This window comes from Streptomyces sp. NPDC002133 (genome assembly GCF_040296405.1).
Taxonomy (GTDB): domain Bacteria; phylum Actinomycetota; class Actinomycetes; order Streptomycetales; family Streptomycetaceae; genus Streptomyces.
In genome coordinates this window covers 509,812-530,321 of record NZ_JBEOXF010000001.1, presented here as the reverse complement: position 1 = coordinate 530,321, position 20,510 = coordinate 509,812, and the positions used below count along the sequence as shown (strand labels likewise).

Here is a 20,510-nt window from a genome sequence, read left to right as displayed (position 1 = left end):
GTCAGCCACTCGAGGCAGGGATTCGGGCCATCTGGGCAGGCCTCGGCACCGATGCCGCCCGGATGCGGGAAAGCGATGGACGGCGACGGTACGGGCAGCTGCGGTGGCCCCATGTTCCCTCCCACGGGCGCCGAGGCCGCCGCGTCACGGCGCAACTCATCGGTCTGGTCGCGGTGCTGGTGGTGACGCCGCCGGCCGAAGCACGACGGGCCGACCTGCCCCACGGCCGTCGCGGGCGCGGACGACCGGACCGAGACCTGCCGATCTCGACCACGACCTGAGCAACGACCTCGGCGCCTCGCCCGGTGGGCCGAGACGCACGCCGACGCGTTCAGGGCGGTGTGAGCGGAACCGGGCGGGGCGCCGCGCGGCGGCGCGCCAACGCAGGCGCTCGTCCTCGTCCTCAGCCTCAGCCGGAATCGGGGCTGGAGCCGAAGCCGGAGCCCGAGGCGGGGCCGGAGCCGGAGCCAGAGCCCGAGCCGGAGCCCGAGGCGGGGCCGGAGCCGGAGCCGGAGCCCGAGCCGGAGCCCGAGGCGGGGCCGGAGCCGGAGCCGGAGCCCGAGCCCGAGTCGGAGCCCGAGGCGGGGCCGGAGCCCGAGCCGGAGCCCGAGGCGGGGCCGGAGCCGGAGCCCGGGCTGCCGAGCGTCCTGTCCGCGTCCCGCTCCGACCAGCGTGCGGTGAGCAGCAGCGCGATGTCGTCGGGGCGGTCCTCGGCCTGGCGTGCCTCGCGGATGAGGCGGTCCGCGGCGTCGGTGAGACTGGTGCCGCCGGCCCGGGCGAGGGTGGCGCGCAGCCGCTCGATGCCGTAGTCGATGTCCGTACCCGGCCGTTCGATCAGCCCGTCGGTGTACAGGGCCAGCACCGCCCCGGGTTCGACGGTGAGATCGCTGACGGGGTAACTCTCCTCCGCGTCGACGCCCAGGACGATCCCGCCGGGCAGGTCGAGGACTTCGGTGCGGCCTTCGGGGCTGCGCAGCAGCGGCTGCGGATGCCCGGCGCGTACGGCCTGGGCGGCCCCGGTCGCCGGATCCAGCCGGACGTAGCAGCAGGTGGCGAACTGACCGGGGTCGAGGTCGATGAGCAGCCGGTTGGTGCCGCTCATCACCTCCTCGGGCTCACGGTCGGCGAGCGCGAACGCCCTTACCGCGCTGCGTAGTTGCCCCATGGTGGCGGCGGCCGACACGCCGTGGCCCTGCACGTCCCCCACGACGAGGACAAGGCCGGGGCCGGTCTCGATGACGTCGTACCAGTCCCCGCCGACGTCCATGCCCTGAGTGCCGGGGAGATAGCGCGCGACGGTCTCCACGAAGTCGGGCTCGGGCAGCCTGCGCGGCAGCAGGGCGTCCTGGAGGCCGCGCGCGAGCGCCGCCTCCGTGTCGTACCGCTGGGCACGGGCGAGCGCCTGGGCGATGAGTCCGGCGAGAGCGGTGAGGACCGTGCGCTCCTCCGGTGCGAAGCCCCGCGACTGGTCGAAGCCGAGGATGCAGGTGCCGATCGGGCGGCCTGACGCGATGAGCGGCAGGAAGGCGCGGGCTCCGACGGAGGCGTCCATCAGGATGCCCGGATATGCCGATGCGAGCTGGTCCATGGACTCGAAGAAGATCGGGCGGCCGGTGGTGAGGGTCTCCACACCGGGCAGGCGGGCGTCGAGCCCGACTCCCTCGAAGGGTTCCAGGAAGCCCGGCGGGAAGCCGGTCTCCCAGGCCAGATAGAGATGCCGCTCGTGCAGGACGTATATGGCGAGTTGGCGGCCGCCGAAGGCGGGCAGCAGTTCCTCGGTGACGACGGCCGACACCTGGCGTGCGGTGACGGCCTCGGTCAGGGCGATGGCGAGGGCGACCGGGCGGTACAGCGCGGAGGCCCGGTCGCCCGGGGAGGCGAACTGCCCGATCCCGGCGCCGGGCCTGCTGCCGGAATCGGGCTCGTAGCTGGGGCGTTCCAGGGCGGATACCTGTCCCGTCACGCCGAGGTGGCCGGGGTAGAGCGCAACGCCGATCCACTCGCCCGCCGGACGGCGGACCTGGAACTGGACGGGTTCGTCGGACAGGAGCGACGCACGGTAGTAGTCCTCGTAGGCGGGCTTGCCGAGCCAGGGCACGGCCTCCCACAGGACCCGCCCGGTCAGTTCGAGGCGGGTGCCGCCGAGCAGTGCCTGTGCCTTCCGGTTGACGTAGGTGATCCGGCCGGACCGGTCGAGGGCGAAGAGGCCGCCGGGCAGCCGGTCACCCGCTTCGCCCGCGGCCGCCGCGGAACCGAGGTCGACGAGGAAGCCGGTCAGCCGGTAGCCGTCGTCGCCGCGGGACCCGCGGTCACCTGCGATGTCGCTTCTGGCATCGCCACTGACGTCGGCGTTGCCCGGGTTCTTGGTGTCACCACCGGTCAGGGCGGGCCCGCGCACCGACCTCCCCGTGAACTCCACCAGCGATGCCGTGCCGTCGGCGCGCAGGAGGCGCATCCTGCGGCTCACCACACGGCCGTTGGGGTTGGCCTCGTGCGCTACGGCCCACAGCTGGGGCACGTCCTCGGGGGCCAGGCTCTCGGCCAGCGCGTCGATGGTGCCGGGGAAACGCGCCGGGTCGGTGCGGAGGATGTCGCACAGATCGGCGTCCGCGGTCAGGGCGCCGCTGCCGATGTCCCAGTCGAAACGGCCGATACGGAGCGAGGGCCGGGTGGTCTCCGGGGCCTGGGTGAGGATCGGTTCGTCGCACCACTCCACGTGTGAGCCGCCCGCCTCGATCCGGGCGAGGTTGCCTGCGAGTTCCCTGGCGGATTTGTCGAGCCGGTCGATGTCGGACTCGCTGACCGGTCGGCCGGGCGTCGCGGGTCGCAGGACGACGAAGACCCCGAAGCGTTCGCGGCCGCTGGTGACGGGCGCGTACATCGAACCGAACGGGAACGGGAGCCCGGCCATGAGCTGCGGGAATCGGCGCATGGCCTCCTCGGCGTCGGCGAGGTGGATGGCCTGGCCCGAGCGGAAGCACTCGGCGACGGGGAAGGGGCGGTTCACGTGCATACGCCACCAGGGGCGGAACAGCTCTCCCGGCAGCCCCACGAGCACTCCGAGCCGAAGGAGCCCTGGTGTCTCCGAGCGCAGATACACCCCACCGGCGTGGCCTCCGACCGCGCCGATCGCCTTGACCGCGGCCTCGGCGAGCGCCTGGCCGAGCTCGTCCGAGCCGGGGACAGCGCTGTTGCTCGTCCCGCGCTTCGGCCCGCTGCGCCGGGACGGGCCGGGCCTGGCCGCGCCGTACCAGGTCACACAGCAAGGATGCGCCCGGGGACGACCGCCCCGCACCTCAGGGTGCCGTAGTCGGGGGCCTTCCGCTCCCCGCCCCTTCCCGCACCTGGGGCTCCGCCCCGGACCCGCGTCCCCTACGCCCTGCGGGCGTGGGGGCTGCTCCATCGGCTGGACTCCTTGTCGGCCCGTCCGGCGTCGAGGCCACGCACACCACGCCCGTTTCGGCGCCTGAGCCCGGACAGCCGCCCGCCCACCAGCCCGTACGGAGCGAACCTCAAGCCCGGCCGGCGCATGAGGACGGGCACCCCGGACCACGACCCGGGTACCGGGCACACACCCGGCCCGCCCGGTGCCTGAGGACGAACACCACGGACCACCAACGCCGTAGGCGGTGCACTCCAAGCCGGTCCGGCGCATGAGGACGGGCACCCCGGACCACGACCCGGGTACCGGGCCCATGCCCAGCCCGTCCGGTGCTTGAGGACGGACGCCGGTCCGCCGGCGCGTACGGGCGGACGTCAAACCTGTCCGGCGCTTGAGGACGGACGCGCCGGCCCCGACCCACCGGTACCGGGCGCTGGGGCGAAGCCCCGTGTGCAGGGGTCGCGCTCAGGCCTCGCGCTGGTGGTACGTGCGGCGCGTGTGCTCCGTGTGCGCGCGCATGATCTCCGTCGCGCGCTGTTCGTCGCGCGCCGAGATCGCCGCGATCAGCTCCCGGTGCTCGATCCAGGACTGCTTCCCGCGCTGCCGGGCGACCGGCGTGTAGTACCAGCGCACACGGCGGTCCACCTGCCCCGCCAGCTCGGCGAGGACGACATTGCCGGCGAGCTCCATCACCTTGGCGTGGAAGGCTGCGTTGGTCGCGACTGCCAGGTCCACGTCGTCGTCCGCGACGGCCTGCTCGCCCCTGGCGCAGAGCTCTTCGAGCGCCGCGATGCCCGCCGAGCCGGAGTTGGCCGCGGCCTGCCGGGCGGCTTCGGCCTCCAGGAGCGTACGGACCGAGAGCAGCTGGTCGGCCTCCTCATCGGTCGGCTCGTGCACGAACGCGCCCTGCGCCGGGCGCAGATCGACCCAGCCCTCGGTGTTGAGGCGCTGGAGCGCCTCACGGACGGGCTGGCGCGACACACCGAGGTGGCCGGCGAGCTCGCTCTCGACCAGGTGCTGGCCGGGGCGCAGTGCCCGCGTGGTGATGAGCTCGAGCAGCGCCTCGTACACACGCTCGCGCAGCGGGCCCGGGCGCTCCAGCCTGGGCACGGCTCCTTGCGGAAGTCCTGCGGACAACATCGCTTCCCCTCCGTGCGATCGGTCAACCGCCCGATTGGCTGTCGTCTACAGTCTACCGAGTCCAATCCGGTTACGGACAGTACACAACCTGCCCCGCATACGAAAGATTGCCGCCGAAGCCGAAGAGCAGCGCCGGCGCACCCGGCACCACTTCGCCGCGCTCCACCAATTTGGACAGGGCCATCGGGATCGAGGCGGCCGACGTGTTGCCGGACTCGACGACATCGCGGGCGACGACCGCGTTCACCGCACCGATCCGCTGCGCGATGGGCTCGATGATCCGCAGGTTCGCCTGGTGCAGGACGACGGCGGCGAGGTCCTCGGGCGCGACCCCGGCCCGTTCGCACACGGCGCGGGCGATCGGCGGGAGCTGGGTGGTGGCCCAGCGGTAGACGGACTGACCCTCCTGCGTGAAGCGGGGCGGCGTGCCCTCGATCCGTACCGCGTTCCCCATCTCCGGGACCGAGCCCCACAGCACCGGCCCGATACCCGGCGCAGCGTCCCCCTCGCACGCCTCGACCACCGCCGCGCCCGCGCCGTCGCCGACGAGGACGCAGGTGGAGCGGTCGGTCCAGTCGGCGACGTCGGACATCTTGTCGGCGCCGATGACCAGGGCACGGGTGGCGGACCCGGCCCGTACGGCGTGGTCGGCGGTGGCCAGGGCATGGGTGAAACCGGCGCAGACGACGTTGAGGTCCATGACTGCGGGCGAGGTCATGCCGAGCCGGGCGGCGACGCGTGCCGCGGTGTTCGGAGAGCGGTCGGTCGCGGTGGAAGTGGCGACCAGGACCAGGTCGATGTCGGCGGGCGCGAGGCCGGCCGAGGCGAGCGCCTTCGCTGCGGCGTGGGCGGCCAGTTCGTCCACCGGCTCGTCGGGACCTGCCACGTGGCGGGTTCTGATCCCGACACGGCTGGTGATCCACTCGTCACTGGTGTCGACCAGGGCCGCCAGGTCGTCGTTGGTGAGCACTCTGGCGGGCTGGTAGTGCCCGAGCGCGGCGATACGCGTGCCGGTCATGCCCGGGAACCCCCTTTACTGTCGACAGCAGGAGCCTTCCAGTGTCGTCGGCGACTCATGGATACGAGGACAGCCGAACGGACAGGAATCGCCTCGCGATCTTGGAGACTCCGTCAGCCCGGGGGACTCCGTCGGCTCTCGGCGGGACTCTCCCGGCTCTGGGGACCTCGTCACCCGACCGTGCCGCCCGGAGGTGGCTCGTGCACGCCGAAGGGCGAGCCCTGGTCGTCGCGGCAGAAACGGAAGCGCCCGAAGCGGGCGACGGTCTCCGGGGCCTCGGCGGCCCCGCCGGGCCCGGGTTCGACCGTGCCGCCGAGTGCCACGCCGCGAGCGAGCGCGATGTCGAGGTCGTCGACCTTGAAGAAGACGTACGGGCTCGCCTCGGCGTCGGCACCATGGACACCACCCGGGACGTTCGGCGTGCGGATCGAGAAGCCGGTCCCCGGCGGAACCGCCTCGAAGGTCCACCCGAAGAGGCCGCCGTAGAAGACGCGGGCCTTCTGCGGGTCCTCCACGCCCAGTTCGAAGAAGGAGATCTCCCCGGCCATCGCTGACTCCTCTACCGGTCGGCGGAGCTGTCGGTCTCCACGCTGCCACACGCCTTGTCGGCAGCAAATCCATACTGTAGACAATGTATTGCCGACAGGTCCGGATCGGGACTTGCCTTCGCGCCGCCATGATCCGTCCCCGCAACACCGCATCCCGGTTCCCTCGACCGAACGGAGAGCCTCACATGAATGCCGCGGTCGTCGGCGCCGGAGCGATCGGCGCCCGCGTCGGACCCGCACTCCCGCGCGCCGGAGACGACGTCCCTCTCATCACCTGTGGACCGCGTCCGGCGACCGTGGGGCAGCACGGCGTCCGGGGGACCGTCCAGGACAATGACCTCGTCCAGGTCACCTCGCCGCACGACGACCGAGTGACCCACGGCACCCTCCGCATCAAGGGCCGCTTCGGCTTCCACCACGTACAGAACCGGGACTGATCATCATGGGACGGGTCACCGAGCGCCGCCGCACCGTACGGATCAGGGGCGGGTCCGTGTCCGCCAGGCCGGACACCCTGGTGGCCGAGGAGCCGCTGGAGATCCGGCTGAACGGCCGCCCGCTGGCGATCACCATGCGCACCCCGGGCGACGACTTCGCGCTCGCAGCGGGTTTCCTGGTCAGCGAGGGTGTGATCGGCACAGCGGCCGACGTGCGGTCGATCGTGTACTGCGCCGGCGCGAAGGACGACGGGTCGAACACGTACAACGTGGTCGACGTGCAGCTCGCGCCCGGCGTGCCCGTCCCGGACATCACCCTCGAGCGCAATGTGTACACGACGTCGTCGTGCGGCCTGTGCGGCAAGGCGAGCCTCGACGCCGTGCGCACCACCACCCGCCACCCGATCGCCGACGCCCCCCCGGTCCGGGTCGAGCCCGAGCTGCTGTCCGGCCTGCCCGACCGGCTGCGGGCGGCCCAGCGGGTCTTCGACCGGACGGGAGGGCTGCACGCCGCCGCGCTGTTCTCGGAAGAGGGCGAACTGCTCGACGTCCGTGAGGACGTCGGACGGCACAACGCCGTCGACAAGCTGGTCGGCCGGGCGCTGCGCGAGGATCTGCTCCCGCTGTCGCGGGCGATCCTGCTGGTGTCGGGCCGGGCGTCGTTCGAGCTGGCGCAGAAGGCCGTGATGGCCGGCATCCCGGTGCTGGCCGCAGTCTCCGCCCCGTCGTCGCTGGCCGTGGATCTGGCGGCGGAGACCGGACTGACGCTGGTCGGGTTCCTGCGCGGACCCGACATGAACGTGTACGCGGGCGAGGAGCGCATCGCCCTGCATTCGGGGGTGTGACCGGGCCCGGCCGGCGGGGAGCGCCCCCTGCGCCGGCCGGGTCCTCTTCCCTTCCCGGTGGCTGTACTGCCCGGACCGGCTGTCCGGCGACGTCGATGAACTCCGGGTTCGTGCAGCACCATGCGTGCAGCCACGGTCGCCGCTGCCGGGCTCGTGCGCGATCCTCCCGTGCGGGTCGACCGCGGCCCCGAGGAGACCGGGGCCGTTGTAACTGCCGTCGCTGCCGCGGAGCCGTACGCAGCAGGACTCCTCCACGCGGCCGAGCGGGATCCGCAGCGTGCACGGGCCCGGCGGCCGAAGACGTCGGCGGTGTGCCCGACCCGGGCGTCGGGGCGCGCCACGCTTCGCGGTCGGCGGCGGGGCCGCGGACGGCGCGCGGGCGGACGAGGTGCGGGTCGTCAGCGCCGCGGGAGGGCCCTCGTGTGCCTCGGCCGGGACCGGTGCCTTCGCGGACGGGCCGGTGCAGGCCGCGCCCGCGAAGGCGGCGCCGCACAGGCCTGCGCGGCGCGGAAGGCTGCGGCGGCCGAGGCACTGCGGGTCGAGTGCCTCGGCGGGGATATGGGGATCGGCCCAGCCCGGCAGAGGTTCAGGGGTGTGCGCGGTTTCTCCCCGAGTGAGCCGGGCCGGTGGCCTACGCGTTCATGAACGCGCCGACGGGCAGGGCACGTTCGGCGACACGGACGTCACCGATCCAGCCGTGGAAGAGCTGGTCGAGTACGCCGCCGTACTCGTAGCCGCCGAGCAGCCAGGAGAGACCGAGGGTCGTCAGGCCGTTGGTCGCGGTGGCGGGGTTGCGGGCGACCGGGCAGCCGTCGACGTACATCGTGGTGCTGCGGCCGTCGTTGACGACGGCGACGTGCCACCAGTGGTCGAGCGGGAGTTCGTGACCCCAGTTGGAGACGAGCGACTTCTGGTTCAGGGGTGCGGCCGCCCACTGGAGGGCGTGGCCGTCGGAGAGGGAGAGGGTCGCGACGGGCTCGTCGGGGTCGCCGGTCTTTCCGGCAGCGGCGAGGGTGCCCTGGCGGCTGAGGATCCCCGACCAGGCGTGCTGGGAGCCGGACCAGTCGGCGGGCAGCTTGAAGAACGCCTCGACGGTGTAGCCGGAGCGGAACGTCGCGGTGCTCAGCGGGGCGCCCTTCACGGTCTGCAGGAAGGCGCCGCGCAGCGGACGCTTGTTCCCGTCGAAGTAGAGGCTGCCGTGACCGGGCTGGTCGGGGTGGTGTTCGGCGGACCAGCGCAGGGCGTCGGCGGGGCTGCCGGGGACGGCGCCGCGGGTGAGGTCGTTGCCGTGGCCGGAGAGGTCGGGGACGCGGAGGGTCTCGGCGGCGGGGGCGCCGTCGGCGTTGCCCGTGTCGAAGCGCCAGTACGCGACGGTGCCGGGCACGAGCATGCGGTGGGCGGGGCGGGAGCTCCGCGGCGGCACCGGGGCGAAGCCGGCGAAGCGCTTCTCGAAGTCGATCGCGACGGAGAACCGGTCCTCGGGGCCGGTCAGCTCGGTCTCCTGGAGCGCGAGGGCGTTGGCCTTGTCGCGGGCGGCGCGGGCGAGCTGCCACGGGGAGAGGGTGGAGACGTCGATCGTGTTCCGGTCGAGGTCGAAGCGGTAGAGGCGGATCATCGCGCTGCCGCCGAAGTACCGGTCCTGGTAGTTGGTGAGGTGCAGATGCACGTCGTGGCCCGCGTCGTTCGTGCGGGTGGTGCGGGCGGCGGGCCAGTAGTGGCCGTTCAGGGTGAGGAATATCTGGTCGTTGCCGGCGATCAGTTCGTCCCAGAGCCGCTGCCCGTACGGGGAGAGCCGGGCCTCGTCGCCGGGGTTCTCGCCGTACACGAGGTCATGGGTGGTGAGGATGACCGGGCTCTTCGGGTGCTGCGCGACCACCTTGTTCGCCCAGGCGAAACCGGCGGCGGACATGCGCCAGTCGAGGGCGAGGACCAGCCAGTCACGGCCCGCGGCGCGGAAGAGGTGGTACGTGTTGTAGCCGTCGGGCGAGGCTCCGCCGAAAGTGGGCAGCCGGCGCATCCGGCGCGGGCCGAAGGCGTCGAGGTAGGGGCTGGGGCCGCGCTGGTCGTCCGTGGAGGAGACGATGTCGTGGTTGCCGGCGAGCACGCTGTATCCGGCACGGCGGTGGTCGAGCAGCTCGAACACCTCGCTCAGCGGGGCGAATTCCTCCTGCCGGCCGTTCTCCACGAGGTCGCCCAGGTGGGACAGGAAGACGATGTTCTCGTCCCGGGCGCGGTCGAGGACGTGCCGCAGCGACGCCTCGACGGGCTCCGGGTTGATGCTCGCGCCGTCGAACAGGTACTGGGTGTCGGGCATCACGACGACGGTGAAGCTGCGGCGGTCGGGGTCCGGGCGCCAGCCGGATCCGGCAACGTTGTCGGACACTGCGGTGTCGGCGGCGACGGCGGTCCCGGCACCTGCGGTCCCGGCTGTCCCGGCGGCGAGGGCGGTGAGCCCGGCAGCGGCGAGGAAGGTACGCCGGCCGGCGGGAAGCGGACTGCTCATGTAAGTCTCCGGGCACTGGACGGGCTTGACGGGGTGCACGCTAGGGCCGGCACATCCGCCCCTCGGCCCTCTGTGGGCAACACCCCGCCGAAGTCTCGGTGAACGCCCGCCGCGTCGGGAGGCTCGCCTCGGCGGTCCCGGCCTCAGCGGCCGTCGCCGGGGGACGGGGCCGGGATCATCTGGAGCGCGAGCGTCGCGGGCGGCTCGGCGACGCCCGGACCACCCGACTCAGCCCAGGCCAGGATGTCGTCCGTCGCGTCGTCGTCGAGCGCGAACCCGATCCAGACGGCGCGCGCACCGCGCCGGCGTGCCTCGGTGGAAGGCTGCACCACGACGACGTTCGCCTGTCCGCAGGGACCGAGACAGTCGCTGGTCCGCACCGCGATCCGCCCTCCCGAGGAGGCGGCCGCCTCACGCAGCCGCCGCAGCTGGGCGTCGTGGTCCGTGCCCGGGTGCTTGCGGACGTCGCCGCAGCAGCACCCCCGGCAGACGACGAGGGTGCAGGGGCGGCGGGCGGCGAAGGGCGGTGCGGGGTGTGCGCTCACCCGCCGATCTTGCCAGGAGCCCTCGGCGGGCCCATGCGGCGGAGCCGCACAGCGATGCCGCCCCACCCCGCCCCTTCCCGAAGTGGGCGCAGGCCCCACACCCCGTTCCCGGGGGCTCGCCCCGGCCCTCCGCGCCTCGAACGCCGGCGGGTCGGCTTGTCCGGGCCTCCGCCTCGGTCACCCGCCCTCTACGCCCTGGCGCGTGGGGGACTTGGCGCTTCTTCGGCGCTCGTCCGCCACCTGCCGACGGACAGGCAGGCCGACTGCGCCGTACCGGGGCACACTTCCCGGCTGTCCCGCGCTTGCTGACGACGTCCGTGCCGCCCGATCGGTACCGGCTATGTCGCGCTGCCCGACGTGTCCCGGCGGACACGCAGGCCGGCTGCCGGTATCGCGGCGCACTTCGAGTCCGTCCGGCACTTGAGGACAGACACCCCACCGCCCTGTACGGGGCCCACCTCAAGCCCATCAGGCACTTGGGGACAGACACCCGGGCTCACCGTCCGGTGCCTGGCCACACGGCCGACCCATCGGGCACGTGAGGACGGAGACACAGGCCCGCCCGGTCGGTACCGGCCCCTTCCAGCCCGGCCGGCGACCGAGGCCGGACACCCGGGCTCACCGTCCGGTGCCTGGCCACACGGCCGACCCATCGGGCACTCGAGGACGGAGACACAGGCCCGCCCGGTCGGTACCGGCCGCTTCCAGCCCGGCCGGCGACTGAGGCCGGACACCCGGGCTCACCGTCAGGTAGAGGCCACAACTCAAGCCCATCCGACCCTTCCGCGACGGACACACGGCCCACCACCCCATGCGGGGGCACACCTCGAGCCCGTCCGGCACTCGAGGACCGACACACAGGCCCACCACCACCCGGTACCGGCAGCGCCCAGGTGTCAGCGCCTCGCCGGCACACGGGCCGGCGTCGTGGAGGCGAGTGTGCCGGGCACGGGCCCGTCGAGGTCGTCGTGGGCGCGGCGGCGGGCGATGACCGCGCACACCATCAGCTGCACCTGGTGGAAGAGCATCAGCGGAAGCACGGCGAGGCTCGCGTGCGCGCCGAAGAGGACGCTCGCCATGGGCAGTCCGGCGGCGAGGCTCTTCTTGGAGCCGGCGAACTGGATCGCGACGCGGTCCGCGCGGTCGAAGCCGAGCCGCTTCGGTACGTACCAGGTCAGCACGAGCATCACCGCGAGGAGCACCGCCTCGACGAGCAGCAGCGCGCCCAGCCGCAAGGGCGTGACCTGCTGCCAGACGCCCGCGACCATGCCCTCGCTGAAGGCGGCGTAGACGACGAGCAGGATCGAGCCGCGGTCCACGTACCCGAGCAGCTTCCTGTGCCGGGCGAGGAAGGGGCCGATCCAGCGCCCCAGGACCTGTCCCGCCAGGAACGGCACGAGCAGCTGCAGCACGATCCTCAGCAGCGACCCGGCGGAGAAGCCGCCCGCGCTCTGCCCGATGAGCAGCGCGGCCAGCAGCGGCGTCAGGACGATTCCCGCGAGGCTGGAGAAGGAGCCGGCACAGATCGCCGCGGGGACGTTGCCGCGGGCGATCGACGTGAACGCGATCGACGACTGGATCGTCGACGGCACGAGGCACAGGAAGAGAAGCCCGCCGTAGAGCTGCGGGGTGAGGACGGCCGGGACGAGTCCCTGCGCCGCGAGCCCGAGCAGCGGGAAAGCCACGAAGGTGCTCACGAGCACGGTCAGATGCAGGCGCCAGTGCCGCAGGCCGTCCAGCGCCTCCCGGGTCGACAGCCGCGCACCGTAGAGGAAGAAGAGCAGGCCGACCGCCCCGGTGGAGGCACCGTCGGCGACGGTGGCCGCGGTGCCGGACGCGGGCAGCAGTGCCGCGAGGAGCACGGTGCCGAGCAGCGCCATGACGTACGGGTCCACCGGCAGCCGGGACGGCAGTCGGAAGGAGGTGCGGCGGCTCATGTGCTCCACTTGCTCTCGGTTCAGGTCGTGCCCTCTCCATCGTGCTCGCTCGTGCCGCGATCGGGAATCCCGTACACCACTCTGACTGTCATTGCGTTTCTCGATAACCTGGTGGTGTGTACGATCCCGTCCAGCTGCGCACCTTCCTCGCCGTCGCCCAGACGCTGAGCTTCACGCAGGCCGCCCACCGGCTCGGCGTCCGCCAGTCGACGGTCAGCCAGCATGTGCGACGGCTGGAGGAGGCGGCGGGCCGGCAGCTGTTCGCCCGGGACACCCACGGCGTGGAGCTCACGGAGGACGGCGAGGCGATGCTCGGCTTCGCCCGGACGATCCTGGAGGCGCACGAGCGCGCGGCGGCGTTCTTCACCGGCACCCGGCTGCGCGGCCGGCTCCGCTTCGGGGCGTCCGAGGACTTCGTCCTGACCCGGCTCCCGGAGATTCTGGAGGCGTTCCGCCGTGACCATCCCGAGGTCGACCTCGAGCTGACGGTCGAGCTCTCGGGCACGCTGCACGAGCAGCTGGCGGCGGGCCGCCTCGACCTGGTCCTCGCGAAACGCCCCGCGGCCGGCCCCGGCAGCCGAGCCGGAGGCACCGTCGGCGAGCTGGTCTGGCAGGACAGCCTCATCTGGATCGGCGCGCCTCAGCTGCGACTGGAACCGGACCGCCCGGTCCCGCTGATCGTCTTCCCGCCGCCGGGCATCACCCGCGCCCGCGCGCTGGATGTGCTGGAGGCGCACGGGCGCGCGTGGCGGATCGTCTGTACGAGTGCGAGCCTCAGCGGACTGGTCGCCGCGGCGCAGGCGGGCCTCGGCGTGATGGCCCACACCCGCGGGCTGATCCCGCCGGGCCTCACCCCCGTCCCCGCGCGCGCCGGACTGCCGGAGCTGGGCGATGTGGACTTCGTCCTGCTCCACGGCCACCGGGCGGGTGTGCCGCGCGGCACCAAGGAGGCCGCGGACGCGCTCGCCACCGCGATCCTCGCGGGCGGCGACCGGCTGCACCGCCCGGCAAGCTCCCGCTGAACCGCGCACCAGGCGCGAGACACGTGGCGCGAGGCGGCAGACGCGAAACGCGAGGCAGGGACGCCGGATGCGGGCGTGAGACGCGGACCGCTCCGATCCTCAAACGCGCGTAGAGCGGGCGTGTTCTCTGCGTACAGATTCGGTGCAGATTCCACCCGACCTTACTTACTCCTCAGTCAGAACAGCCCCCGGGGCGTCCCCTGTTGGTCACATCCGGACGGCTGACCAGCGGCGATGCGATATGTGGGGAGTTGTTGAAGGCCCTCCCCCACGTCGGCCCGGTGGGGTACCGTCACCGGCGCTGTGCGGAGCGCCACAAGGAGCAGTCATTGCGTGAGTTCACGGTTCCACCCTTGGCGACGGCACCACCTGTCGGCGGGCTGGCGGATGCCGTGTTCGATCACGCCCAGACCGATCCGCACCGGGTCGCGCTCGGCCGCAAGGACGAAGCCGGCCAGTGGGGCGAGATGACCTCCGGCGAGTTCCGTGACGACGTTCTCGCCCTGGCGAAGGGCCTGCTCGCCCATGGCGTGCGGTTCGGCGACCGGGTCGCGATCATGTGCCGTACCCGCTACGAGTGGACCCTCTTCGACTTCGCCCTCTGGACGGTGGGCGCGCAGTCCGTCCCCATCTATCCCACGTCCTCGGCCGAGCAGGTTTTCTGGATGCTGCACGACGCCGAGGTGTCCGCCTGCATGGTCGAGCACGAGGACCATGCGATGACGATCGGCTCGGTCATCGACCGGCTGCCGCATCTCAAGCGGCTGTGGCAGCTGGACAAGGACGCCGTCGCCGAACTGTTCGCGGCGGGCGAGCGCATCGACGAAGACGTGGTGCACCGCCACCGGAGGGCGGTGACGCCGGAGTCCGTCGCGACGGTCATCTACACGTCGGGGACGACGGGCCGCCCCAAGGGGTGCGTGATCACGCACGCCAACTTCATGTACGAGGTCGTCACGCTCATCGGGCGCTGGGAGCCCGTCTTCCACTCCAAGCCGGGCGACGAGGCCGCGACACTGCTCTTCCTGCCGCTCGCGCACGTCTTCGGGCGGATCGTGGAGGTCGCGGCGATCCTCGGCCGCGTCAAACTGGGGCACCAGCCGGTGCTGCAGGCCAGCGCCCTCATCCCGGATCTCGCGGCGTTCCGGCCGACGTTCATCCTGGCCGTTCCGTACATCTTCGAGAAGGTCTTCAACGCCGCCCGGCGCAAGGCGGAGGCCCAGGGCAAGACCGGCCCGTTCGACAAGGCCGCAGATGTCGCGGTGCGGTACGCGGAGGCCATGGAGCACCGGGCCTTCGGACTCGGGCCCGGCCCGTCGGCGGCGCTGCGGCTGCAGCACCAGTTCTTCGAGAAGGTCGTCTACCACAAGGTCCGCGAGGCGATGGGCGGACGCGTGCGGCACGCGATGTCCGGCGGCTCGGGCATGGACCGGCGGCTCGGCCTCTTCTTCGAGGGCGCGGGCGTCACCGTCTTCGAGGGCTACGGACTGACCGAGACGAGCGCGGCCGCGACGGCGAACCCGCCGGAGCGCACCAAGTACGGAACGGTCGGACAGCCCATCCCGGGGACGACGGTGCACATCGCCGAGGACGGGGAGGTGTGGCTGCACGGCCCACAGGTCTTCTCCGGTTATCTGAACGCCCCGAAGGCGACGGACGCCGTGCTCAACGACGGCTGGCTGGCCACGGGCGATCTGGGCGCGCTGGACGAGGACGGCTATCTCACGATCACCGGGCGCAAGAAGGAGATCCTGGTGACGTCGGGCGGCAAGAGCGTGTCGCCGATCGGCCTGGAGGAGCGGGTGCGGGCGCATCCGCTGGTGGCGCAGTGCATCGTCGTCGGCAACGACCGGCCGTACATCGCGGCGCTGGTCACCGTGGACCAGGAGGCGGTGGAGCACTGGCTGACGATGCGGAACAGGCCGCCGATGCCGCCGTCGGAGCTGGTGCGCGACCCGGATCTGGAGATGGAGATCCGGCGGGCGGTGGTGGCCGCCAACACGCTGGTGTCGCAGGCCGAATCCATTCGCACGTTCCGGATACTGGCACACCCGTTCAGCGAGGAGCACGGGCTGCTGACGCCGTCGCTGAAGCTGAAGCGGAAGGCGATCGAGACGGCGTACGCGGCCGAGGTGGACGCGCTGTACCACTGAGACGCCGGTCCCCGCCCAACTGCTGACGCACCATCAATTGATGATGCGTCAGTTATTGACGGTCCATCAGGTCGAGCACACAATCTGGGCACTCGACGGAGGGACCGAACGTGTTGCGACCGATCCGCACCATCGCCGCAGCCGCCGCAGCGCTGCTGCTCGCCACCGCCTGCAACTCCGCCTCCACGTCCGGCGAACCGACCGGGAAGGGCGGGGCATCCGCACGTGGGGTGACGGCCGACTCCATCAAGGTCGGCGGCATCGTCTCCATGACCACCGCCAGCGGCTACTCCAAGAAGGACACCGACCTCGGCGCCAGGGCCCGCTACGACCGCGCCAACGCCGAGGGCGGTGTCAACGGCCGCAGAATCGAGTACCTGGGCGCCGAGGACGACGGTCAGGATCCGGCCAAGAACCTCGCCGCCGCCCGGAAACTGGTCCAGCAGGACAAGGTCTTCGCGGTCGCGCCGATGAGCTCGGTGACGTTCTCCGGTGCCGACTTCCTGGAGCAGCAGAAGGTGCCGACGTTCGGCTGGGGCACACTGCCCTCCTTCTGCGGGCCCAAGCACATCTACGGCTTCAACGGCTGCCTCGTCCCCATGCCGGGCGGGACGCTCAACCAGACCTGGCCGGAGGGTCTCGGTTCGGTACTCGGCGGGACCAAGGGCAAGTCGATCGCACTGATCGCCGCGGACAGCGACGCGGGCAAGTTCGGCATCCGCACCTTCACGCAGGGCTTCACGGCGGCCGGCTACACGGTCTCGTACGCGAAGGCCGTCGTGCCCGCGGCGTCGCCGCCGAGCGACTGGTCGGCGTACACGAAGGAGATCCTGCGGTCGAACGGCGGCAAGGCACCGGATGCGGTGGTGTCGGTGATGCAGACCCCGTACAACATCGGGCTGTTCACGGCGCTGAAGCGGGCCGGCTTCAAGGGGGTCATCTCCGATCCGACGGACTACGACCCGGGGCTGCTGACCAAGGACGCGACACGTCAGGCGCTCGACGGTGTGCACGTGCTGCTGCAGTTCGAGCCCTTCGAGTCGTCGAGCCCCGCGATACAGCAGTTCAAGGAGGACATCAGGAAGGCGGCGGGCGGCAAGGACGTCCCGCTGAACATGCACATGATGACCGGCTACATGTCGGCGGACCTCTTCCTCGCGATCGCCGGGAAGGCGGGCAAGGACCTGACCGTCGAGTCCTTCCAGAAGGCCGCCGCCTCCTTCTCCGACACCGGGACGCTCGTCGGTGACCGGGCCGAGCCCAAGGGGCAGAAGGAGAGCTTCGGCTGCGGGGCGCTCGTGCAGCTGAGGAACGGGCGGTACGAGGTGTCGTCGCCCTTCACGTGCTATCCGCCGATCCCGTTCCGGTAGGGGGCGCGGATCGTGGGTGACCTGCTGGGCTTCGTGCTGAGCGGACTGGTCTCGGGTGCGTTGTACGCGCTGCTGGCGACAGGGCTCGTGCTGTCGTACTCCGCATCGGGTCTGTTCAACTTCGCGCACGGCGCGACCGCGTATCTGTGCGCGCTCGCCTTCTACGAACTCCACTCGGGCTTCGGCTGGCCGGCCGTGCCGACCGCACTGCTGCTGGTGTTCGTCGTGGCCCCCGGGATCGGGTGGGGGCTCGACCGGCTGATGTTCCGCAAGCTCGCACGCGTCGGCGAGACGGCGCAGATCGTCGCGACGATCGGGCTCCTGGTCGCACTTCCCGCCGCGGGACTGTGGGTGGTGGAGCTGCTCGGGGATGCCGGCGCGCCCGTGCTGCCCGCCGAGAACCAGTACGGCCTGCCCGGCGTCGGCCCGAGCCCGGCCGTGTCCTGGCAGCCGGTGGACGGCGTCGGCGTCGACTCCGACCAGCTGATCACCTGGGTGGCGACGGCGGTGACGGCGGCCGGCCTGTGGGTGCTGATGCGGCACACCCGGCTCGGACTTCGGCTGCGGGCGGCCGTCGACAACCGCGGACTCGTGGAGCTGCGCGGGATCAGCGCGGACCGGCTGTCGTCGATCGCGTGGATGCTGTCGTCGGGGCTTGCGGGCCTCGCGGGTGTGCTGGCCACCCCGCTGCTCGGCCTCTCCGCGCACGACTACACGCTCTTCCTCTTCGTCTCGGCGACGGCGGCGGTGCTGGGGCGCTTCGCGTCGGTGCCACTGGCGTTCGCGGGCGGGCTGGGTCTGGGGGTACTGCAGAACCTGGTCGCCGGGTACGCGTCGTTCGCCGAGGGGATCACCGGATTCCGTACGGCCGTACCGTTCCTGATCCTCTTCGCGGGACTGCTCGTGATGGCTCGACGCAGGCGCGCGGCGGGAACGGCGGCGGCGGACGCGCCGCCGGTCGACTACCTGGCGGGGCGGTCCTGGGCACGCCGGTGGGGCATGTGGGTGTGCGCGGGCGGCCTTCTGGCAGTCGCGTTCTACACGGTGACGACCCCGTTCTGGAGCGGGATCCTCGCACAGGGCCTGGCGATCTCGCTCGTCTTCGTGTCCTTCACGGTGGTGACGGGGCTCGGCGCGATGGTCTCGCTCGCCCAGGCGACGTTCGTGACGGGCGCGGCGCTGGTGGCGGGCCTGCTGATGAGCCACGGCTGGCCGTTCGTGGCGGCGGCGGCCGTGGGCACGTGCGTGGCGGCGGTGCTGGGCGCCGTCGTCGCACTCCCGGCCCTGCGTCTGGGCGGCCGCTCGCTGGCGCTCGCGACCCTGGCCCTGGCGTTTCTGGCGGACCAGGTGCTCTTCCAGTTCCGGTGGCTCCGCAACGGCGACACGGGGTGGGAGATCCCCCGCCCGGTGTTCGGCCCCGTGGACCTGGGCGACGACCGGGCGATGGGGGTCGCACTGGTGGTGCTGGTGGCGGCCGTGGTGGCCGCGCTGAGCACCCTGCGGAACTCGCCGACCGGCCGCGCGATGCTCGCGGTACGGTCCGCGCCGGCGGCGGCGCTGGCGTCGGGCGTGTCGGTCGTGCGGACGAAGCTGCTGCTGTTCACGCTGTCGGCGGGGCTCGCGGGTTTCGGTGGCGTGATGTACGCGTCGTACAACACCCGTATCACGGCGACGGACTTCACCGCGATGACGGGTCTGGTGTGGCTGGCGGTCGTGGTCGCGGCGGGTGTACGCAGACCGCAGTTCGCGGTGGTGGCGGGGCTGGTCTTCGCGCTCGTTCCGCACGTGATGGCGGAGTACGTGACGGAGTCCGCCCATCTGCCGGTCATCCTCTTCGGTCTGGCGGGGCTGGCGCTGGCGAACGACCCCGACGGGTACTGCGCGGCGCTGCCGATGCGGCTGCACGCGCGGCGGGAACGGTCGCGTGGGCGGGGCAGGCCCGGGGGCGATTCCCCCACCCCGGCACTGCCCGAGACCGGGGGCAGGCCCCCAGCCCCTGCGGCGCGGGGGGACGAGACACGGGGGGACAAGGCACGGGGAGACGAGGCACGGGGGCAGGGCCCCCACAGCCCGCAGAGCGGCGGCTCCGCGCCGCAGGCGCAGAGCCCGGACGGGACGCCCGACGGCGGCGCTGCGCCGCCGGTGGAGGAAGGGACCGTGGCCGCACTCGAGTTGCGCGGGGTGCACGCCGGGTACGGCGGTGCCGCTGTCCTGCAGGGTGTGGATCTCGCCGTGCACGGCGGGGAGATACTCGCCGTGCTCGGGCCCAACGGGGCCGGGAAGTCGACCGCGTGCAAGGTCGCCGCCGGGGGGCTCGCGGCGCACCGAGGACGCGTGTTCGTCGGGGGGCGGGAGGTCACCGGCGACGGAGCCGTGCGGCGGGCGAGGCGTGGAGTGCTGCTCGCACCCGAGGGGCGCGGCATCTTCCCCGGGCTGACCATCGAGGAGAACCTGGCGCTGCAACTGGCGCAGAAGGACGCCCGGGACGCCGTCTACGAACGCTTCCCCGAACTCGCCGCCCGCCGTACCGTGCACGCCGGCTCGCTCTCCGGAGGGGAGCAGCAGATGCTCGCCCTCGCTCCGCTCCTCCAGCGGCCGCCCACCGTGCTGGTCGCGGACGAGCCGTCGCTCGGGCTCGCGCCACGCGTCGTCGACGAGGTGTTCCGGCTGCTCACCGAGCTCCGGGCGGCCGGCACCGCGCTGCTGCTCGTCGAGGAGAAGGCCGCCGAGGTGCTCGGGATCGCCGACACCGTGGCGTACCTCGCGCAGGGGCAGGTCGCCTGGTGCGGCCCGCGCGCCGAGGTGGAGACGGACCGGCTCACCGAGGCGTATCTGGGCATCGGACGGCAGGGGGTCGCGCGATGACCGGGTATCTCCTCGAGGCACGGGACATCGGGGTGCGGTTCGGCGGGGTGCGCGCCCTCCACGGGGTCGGCATCGGTCTGCGGCCCGGCGAGATCTGCGGGCTCATCGGGCCGAACGGGGCCGGAAAGACGACCCTGTTCGACGTGCTGTCCGGTATCCGCCGGGCGGACGAGGGCCGGATCGTCCTGGAGGGCGCGGACATCACGCGCCGCTCCCCCGTCTGGCGGGCCAGACACGGAATGCGGCGCACCTTCCAACGGCAGCAGCCGTTCGGGCAGTTGACGGTGACGGACAATCTGCTCGTCGCGCAGGAGTGGCGGCGCGCCGCCCCGGCACAGCGCCGGGCCCGCGCCGCGTCCGTCCTGGAGACGTGCGGGGTCGGCGGCCTGGCCGGTACGTACGCCGGTGCGCTCCCCGTCGGCCGGGCCCGCATGGTCGAACTGGCCCGTGCGCTCGCCGACCCGCCACGCGTGCTGCTGCTCGACGAACCGGCTTCCGGCCTGACGGCGGACGAGCGCACCCACCTCGCGGCCGTCGTGCGGCACATGGCGGTAGAGGAGAACTGCGCCGTCCTGCTCGTCGAGCACAACGTGGCCTTCGTGATGGAGTTGTGCGCCCGCGTCGTCGTCCTGGACCTCGGCGAGGTCCTGGCCGAGGGCACCCCTGCCGAGGTCCGCGCGGACCCGAAGGTGCGCGACGCCTACCTCGGCTCGGCGCCGTAAGGGTGCGCCGGCCAGGGTGGCCG

13 protein-coding genes and 2 pseudogenes are annotated in these 20,510 nt (G+C 72.5%); 8 read left to right on the top strand and 7 right to left on the bottom strand.

Features of this window, described 5'->3' with window-relative positions:
* Positions 1–409: 409 nt before the first annotated feature.
* The 4 genes from ABT078_RS02335 to ABT078_RS02320 form a co-directional block, all read right to left on the bottom strand.
* The gene (locus ABT078_RS02335; protein WP_351222861.1) at positions 410–3,259 is read right to left on the bottom strand and encodes a SpoIIE family protein phosphatase; all 2,850 of its coding nucleotides are present in this window, start codon (positions 3,257–3,259) and stop codon (positions 410–412) included.
* 588 nt (positions 3,260–3,847) lie between these two features.
* Positions 3,848–4,522 carry a GntR family transcriptional regulator gene (locus tag ABT078_RS02330; protein WP_351222859.1) on the bottom strand — a complete coding sequence of 225 codons (675 nt, stop codon included), beginning with the start codon at positions 4,520–4,522 and terminating at the stop codon, positions 3,848–3,850.
* Positions 4,523–4,592: 70 nt separating this feature from the next.
* Entirely contained in the window at positions 4,593–5,540 is a 948-nt protein-coding gene (locus ABT078_RS02325) for a beta-ketoacyl-ACP synthase III (RefSeq protein WP_351222858.1), read from the bottom strand.
* Between the two features lie 170 nt (positions 5,541–5,710).
* Positions 5,711–6,088, bottom strand: coding sequence for a VOC family protein (locus ABT078_RS02320; RefSeq protein WP_351222856.1), 378 nt, complete (start codon positions 6,086–6,088; stop codon positions 5,711–5,713).
* An 83-nt stretch (positions 6,089–6,171) separates the two neighbouring features.
* Between ABT078_RS02320 and ABT078_RS42590 the strand changes: the two are divergent.
* From ABT078_RS42590 to fdhD, 3 genes and pseudogenes are all read left to right on the top strand, one after another.
* Positions 6,172–6,372, top strand: a pseudogene (locus ABT078_RS42590) (hypothetical protein); the annotation flags it as partial.
* Between the two features lie 39 nt (positions 6,373–6,411).
* Positions 6,412–6,525, top strand: a pseudogene (locus tag ABT078_RS02310) (2Fe-2S iron-sulfur cluster-binding protein); the annotation flags it as partial.
* Positions 6,526–6,530: 5 nt separating this feature from the next.
* Complete coding sequence (fdhD, locus tag ABT078_RS02305; RefSeq protein WP_351222854.1) at positions 6,531–7,370, top strand: formate dehydrogenase accessory sulfurtransferase FdhD; 840 nt, start codon at positions 6,531–6,533, stop codon at positions 7,368–7,370.
* 631 nt (positions 7,371–8,001) lie between these two features.
* Here fdhD and ABT078_RS02300 read toward each other — a convergent pair.
* The 3 genes from ABT078_RS02300 to ABT078_RS02290 all read right to left on the bottom strand — a co-directional run bounded on the left by ABT078_RS02300 (position 8,002) and on the right by ABT078_RS02290 (position 12,355).
* A complete protein-coding gene (locus ABT078_RS02300) occupies positions 8,002–9,873 on the bottom strand; it encodes a LamG-like jellyroll fold domain-containing protein (RefSeq protein WP_351222853.1) in 1,872 nt (623 codons plus the stop codon).
* Positions 9,874–10,016: 143 nt separating this feature from the next.
* Positions 10,017–10,418: a (2Fe-2S) ferredoxin domain-containing protein gene (locus tag ABT078_RS02295; protein ID WP_351222851.1), complete on the bottom strand. Its 402-nt coding sequence runs from the start codon at positions 10,416–10,418 to the stop codon at positions 10,017–10,019.
* An 896-nt stretch (positions 10,419–11,314) separates the two neighbouring features.
* Positions 11,315–12,355 (bottom strand): bile acid:sodium symporter family protein, encoded by a 1,041-nt coding sequence (locus ABT078_RS02290; RefSeq protein ID WP_351222849.1) that lies wholly within the window; start codon positions 12,353–12,355, stop codon positions 11,315–11,317.
* Between the two features lie 116 nt (positions 12,356–12,471).
* Between ABT078_RS02290 and ABT078_RS02285 the strand changes: the two genes are divergently transcribed.
* The 5 genes from ABT078_RS02285 to ABT078_RS02265 all read left to right on the top strand — a co-directional run bounded on the left by ABT078_RS02285 (position 12,472) and on the right by ABT078_RS02265 (position 20,487).
* Entirely contained in the window at positions 12,472–13,377 is a 906-nt protein-coding gene (locus ABT078_RS02285; protein WP_351222847.1) for a LysR substrate-binding domain-containing protein, read from the top strand.
* Positions 13,378–13,730: 353 nt separating this feature from the next.
* The gene (locus ABT078_RS02280; RefSeq protein WP_351222845.1) at positions 13,731–15,530 is read left to right on the top strand and encodes an AMP-dependent synthetase/ligase; all 1,800 of its coding nucleotides are present in this window, start codon (positions 13,731–13,733) and stop codon (positions 15,528–15,530) included.
* Between the two features lie 110 nt (positions 15,531–15,640).
* A complete protein-coding gene (locus ABT078_RS02275) occupies positions 15,641–16,900 on the top strand; it encodes an ABC transporter substrate-binding protein (protein ID WP_351222843.1) in 1,260 nt (419 codons plus the stop codon).
* Positions 16,901–16,912: 12 nt separating this feature from the next.
* Complete coding sequence (locus ABT078_RS02270; RefSeq protein WP_351222841.1) at positions 16,913–19,765, top strand: ABC transporter permease subunit; 2,853 nt, start codon at positions 16,913–16,915, stop codon at positions 19,763–19,765.
* Complete coding sequence (locus tag ABT078_RS02265; protein ID WP_351222839.1) at positions 19,762–20,487, top strand: ABC transporter ATP-binding protein; 726 nt, start codon at positions 19,762–19,764, stop codon at positions 20,485–20,487. The genes ABT078_RS02270 and ABT078_RS02265 overlap by 4 nt, the downstream gene beginning before the upstream one ends.
* Positions 20,488–20,510: the final 23 nt, after the last annotated feature.